The following is a 3179-nucleotide window of genomic DNA, read 5'->3' on the forward strand; positions in this document are numbered from 1 at the left end:
ACCGGCGATAGCCACCGGGACGCGTTATTTATTCGTGGTCTCCATGACCGCGATCAGCGCCACGATATTTTTAGTCTCGGTGCGATGGAGCTTGCTGACCGTGCGGATACTTGAGTGTATCACGGAGCTTTTGTTCGCTCAGGCAGCGGCCCTTTCCGTGGTACTGGTACTTATAGTCGCACTAGCCATGTGGGCCATAAGGTTTCTTTTTAGCATGCTCTACCCTAATTATTACAGGGAGCAAAGGGGGATATAAATTGTCCGTGCCCATTTATCTAAACCATTTGACCAAAATCTTTTATAGCGATGGAATTGCTTTTAAAGCGGTAGACGATGTCAACCTTAGAATCGATGCAGGAGAGTTGGTGACATTGCTTGGGCCGTCAGGATGCGGAAAGACCACCATCCTGCGCATGATAGCCGGGTTTGAAACGCCGACGGAAGGGAAAGTCTTTATCGGCAAACGTGACGTTACGGATATAGCAGCAAACAGACGAAACATAGGGTTTGTATTTCAAAACTACGCCCTCTTTCCTCACATGACAGTATTTGACAACATCGCCTATGGCCTTAAGGTCAGAAAACTGCCGGCTCATGAAATCAAAAGGCGCGTTACCGAAGCCCTTCAAATGGTGAACTTAGAAGGTGTAGAAAGCCGCTTCCCAAACCAGCTGTCGGGCGGAGAGCAACAAAGAGTTGCCTTGGCAAGGATATTAGTCATCAAACCCCAAGTGCTGCTCATGGACGAACCGCTGTCCAATCTCGATGCGAAACTTCGCATATATATGCGCGCTGAGATTCGTCAATTGCAAAAGCGCCTTGGCACTACCTGTATTTATGTGACTCACGATCAAAAAGAAGCCTTGGCAATGGCGGACAGGATCGCTGTCTTAAACGAGGGCAAAGTTGAACAGGTAGCAACGCCTTTCGAGCTTTACGCCAACCCGGCTTCCCTTTTTGTCGCCGACTTCATCGGCCAGGCCAATATCTTCAAGGGGAAAGCGATTTCTATCAAAGGCGAATACATGGACGTGCTTTTTCACGGATTTATTTTTACCGTTCCAATTAATGCTCAAAGGCGTTTTAAATTTAACGTTGGAGACGAAGTTGCATTGGTCGTCAGGCCCGAATCAATCAAGCTTAGCAATGTAGACGACAGGTCGCTAAAAGGCAATGTGGTTAGCAAAGTATTCCTCGGAGACGAAATCGAATATGCCATAGAAATAACATCAGGTAATCTGATCCGTGTAACCGAACCTTACAGCAAAGATGCCCGCCTTTACAAAGAAGGAGAAACCGTCGGACTCTACCTAGACTCATCAGACATTAAGGCCTTGCCGGTGTAATGATGACTTGTAAATTTACCCAACTTTTTCCTCGCTATTCTTCATCCCGCTTGACGGCATTTAAGACTTCCTGTCCCCTCGCTATGTGATTTGCACATTACTTGAACGCTATACACCTGATTTGACAGTAGTTCTAAATTTTCTTTAATTTAATTATCAATCTACAGTTTTTATACTGGGGATCATGGATAATAATAAATCTTAGTTTATGTAAGTTCGCCAATAGCCTTTTCTATCCTATCTAGCCCTTCCTTGATGGTACCAAGCGATTTCGCAAAGACGAAACGCACATATCCCTCATAGGCAAATGCTATACCTGGCACTACAGCTACATGAGCAGCCTTGAGGAAGAAATTAGCTACATCTTTGTCATTTTCAAGCTTGTTGCCATTGTATGTTCTTCCAAATAGGTTCTTAACATTAGCAAATACATAAAAGGCGCCTTTGGGTTCTATGCATGACAGTCCCTCAATTGAGTTAATCCTGTTAACCATGTAATCCTTGCGTTTCGCATATTCCTCTACCATTCGAGCGATATCATCTTGAGGTCCCAAAAGAGCCTCTGCAGCGGCTTTTTGCGCTATGGAATTTACATTACCCGTGAGATGCCCCTGCAGAGAATTCATTCCATTTATAATTTCTTTTGGACCTGCCGCATACCCTATCCGCCAACCAGTCATGGCATATGTCTTAGACAAGCTATTGACAACAATGCACCACTGCTTATATTTCGGATCTAAAGCAGCAGGGCTAATATGCTTTGCCCCATCATAAAGCAAGTATTCGTACACTTCATCGGTTATAACAAAGGTTTTATTTTCAACGAGGAAATCCATTATCCTTCTGGTCTCTTCTTGTGGGAAAACTGCTCCGGTTGGGTTACAGGGTGAATTAATGACAAATACTTTAACCTTAGGATTCCATAGTTTTTGGACATCTTCCAGGCAAGGAACGAACTCGTTTTCTTCTGTGGTTGGCACGAAGACCGCGCGTGCACCTGTTAAACGAATTTGATCTGCGTAACTTACGTAACAGGGTGTAGGTATAAGTACTTCATCGCCAGGATTGCACAAGGTAGCAAATGCCTCATATAGGAGTTGCTTACCGCCATTTCCTATGATGACCCCTGAAATATCGTACTCCAAGTTATTTTGGCGCTTGAGTTTCTCTACTACTGCTTCCTTAAGCTCTATAATTCCGCCCACATCAGTATACTTGGTAAATCCCTCATTAATGGCCTTGATTGCCGCCTTTTTAATATAATTGGGCGTATCAAAGTCTGGTTCACCTTGGGCGAAACTAATGACATCAACTCCCTGACGCTTAAGAGTATTAGCTAAGAAAGAGGTTTCTTCAGTAGGAGATGGCTCAATACCTGCGACCAAATTAGATAATACTATGTTAGTCATTGCGATTCCTCCCTTATTTGCTTCTTCAATTTCTTGCTTTCCTATTCTTGCTTTCCTATTCTATGAAAAGCGCTAAATCGGGACAGATCTTTTCGCAAATTTTGCACTTGACACACTTATCCGGTTCTACTGCGGAGACAACAGCAAAGCCTTTGCGGTTCGTTTCGCCCTTGATTTCATATACGTTTACTGGACAAGCATCAATACAAAGTCCACAACCCTTACATAAATCCTTATCAATGTATACACTCATTAAAAATTCACCTCAACAATTCGCTTATGGTTTCAATAACTTCGCGAGGATTTTGCGCCACATGCACACCGGCTTCAACAAGAACTTCCATCTTCGAGGCAGCTGTCCCCTTATTACCAACGATGATTGCGCCTGCATGACCCAAAGATTTACCCTCCGGTGCGTGTCGCC

3 protein-coding genes and 1 pseudogene are annotated in these 3179 nt (G+C 44.0%); 2 read left to right on the plus strand and 2 right to left on the minus strand.

The window, feature by feature from the left end; all coding sequences use genetic code 11:
- Both Q7P41_RS00755 and Q7P41_RS00760 read left to right on the plus strand, forming a co-directional pair.
- Nucleotides 1–256 (plus strand): annotated as a pseudogene (locus Q7P41_RS00755) (iron ABC transporter permease); the annotation flags it as partial.
- A gap of 7 nt (nt 257–263) precedes the next feature.
- Complete coding sequence (locus tag Q7P41_RS00760; protein WP_303881328.1) at nt 264–1346, plus strand: ABC transporter ATP-binding protein; 1083 nt, start codon at nt 264–266, stop codon at nt 1344–1346.
- 206 nt (nt 1347–1552) lie between these two features.
- Here Q7P41_RS00760 and Q7P41_RS00765 read toward each other — a convergent pair whose 3' ends face one another.
- Nucleotides 1553–2755: a pyridoxal phosphate-dependent aminotransferase gene (locus tag Q7P41_RS00765; protein WP_303881323.1), complete on the minus strand. Its 1203-nt coding sequence runs from the start codon at nt 2753–2755 to the stop codon at nt 1553–1555.
- 55 nt (nt 2756–2810) lie between these two features.
- Nucleotides 2811–3008: a ferredoxin family protein gene (locus Q7P41_RS00770; protein WP_303881325.1), complete on the minus strand. Its 198-nt coding sequence runs from the start codon at nt 3006–3008 to the stop codon at nt 2811–2813.
- Nucleotides 3009–3179 lie beyond the last annotated feature (171 nt).

The organism is Acetomicrobium mobile, assembly GCF_937920065.1.